The organism is Micromonospora sp. ABR4_055 (assembly GCF_056160425.1).
In genome coordinates this window covers 1-1,104 of the sequence record NZ_JBSWXD010000324.1, presented here as the reverse complement: position 1 = coordinate 1,104, position 1,104 = coordinate 1, and the positions used below count along the sequence as shown (strand labels likewise).

General features: G+C 78.5%; 2 protein-coding genes. Both read right to left on the bottom strand.

Annotated elements, in window-relative coordinates; translation table 11 throughout:
• The coding region (locus ACXAHD_RS32180) for an adenosylcobinamide-GDP ribazoletransferase (RefSeq protein ID WP_475055181.1) at window positions 1-494 on the bottom strand (494 nt) is incomplete at its 3' end.
• A gap of 32 nt (window positions 495-526) precedes the next feature.
• A partial coding sequence (locus ACXAHD_RS32175; RefSeq protein ID WP_475055180.1) for a nicotinate-nucleotide--dimethylbenzimidazole phosphoribosyltransferase occupies window positions 527-1,104 on the bottom strand: 578 nt, incomplete at its 5' end.

Below are 1,104 nucleotides of genomic sequence, written 5' to 3'. Positions count from 1 at the left end.
CGGGCGGCCGGCACGGCCTGGCGGCAGGCCCAGGTGACCGCGAGGCGGCCTGCCGCGACCGCGGTGGCGACCGCCGCCAGCACCGCCGGCCACGACCGTCCGGCCGGTAGCGAACCGAGCGACGCCGTCTGCGCCAGCAGCACGACGACCAGGGCCACCACGCCGAACGGGCCGATGTCCGGCCGGCGCATCACCGCCAGCGCGCCGTCGGCGGGCCGGTGCGAGCCGAGCGCGTCGACGGTGTCGGCCAGTCCGTCCAGGTGCAGCCCTCGGGTCGACGCCGCAGCCAGGCCCGTCACCACCGCAGCGGCGACCAGCGCCGGGGTTCCGGCGGCCGAGAGCGCGAGCAGGGTCGTTGCCAGAAGTACGCCGAGACCGAGGCCGACCACCGGGGCGACCGCCATCGCCGCGGCCGCCGCCGGTCGGTGCACCGGACCGGGCCGCAGCGGAAACACGGTGAAGGTGGTGACGGCGAGCCGGACGCCGGCGGACACCGCATGTCCCGGACCGGTGGGCGGTCCGGCGGTCACCGCACCGGGTCGGCGGCGGCCGGTCCGGCGGCCGCCGGACCGGGACCGGCCGGCTCCGGTTCGGCGAACGTCGGGTGTTCGCCGAGCGTGTCGGCCAGGGCGAGCGTCGAACGCAGCAGCGGCAACGCGGCCAGCGCGGTGGCGCCCTCACCCAGGTCGAGCCGCAGATCCAGAAGCGGGGTCAGGCCGAGTACGTCCGCCGCGTGCCGAACGGTCGGCTGCCGGCCGTGGTCGGGCAGCAGGCACCAGTGCCGGGTCTGGCCGGCGAGATCCCGGCTGACCAGCGCGGCGGCCACCCCGACCGGGCCGTCCAGCAGCACCGGGATCCGGTTGGCGGTCGCGCCGAGCAGCACCCCGGTGGCCACCGCGACGTCCCCGCCGGCGTACTCCGCCAGCACCTCCCGGGCACCACGGGTGCCGCGCCGGGTGCGGTGCAGCGCGTCGCGTACGGCGGCGCACCGCGACATCCACGCGGCGTCGTCGACCTTTCCGCCCGCTGCGGACACCCGGCCGAGCAGCGCCGCCGGTTCCGCCCCGGTGGTCGCCGCGACGACGGCGGCCGCTGCGGCGGCAC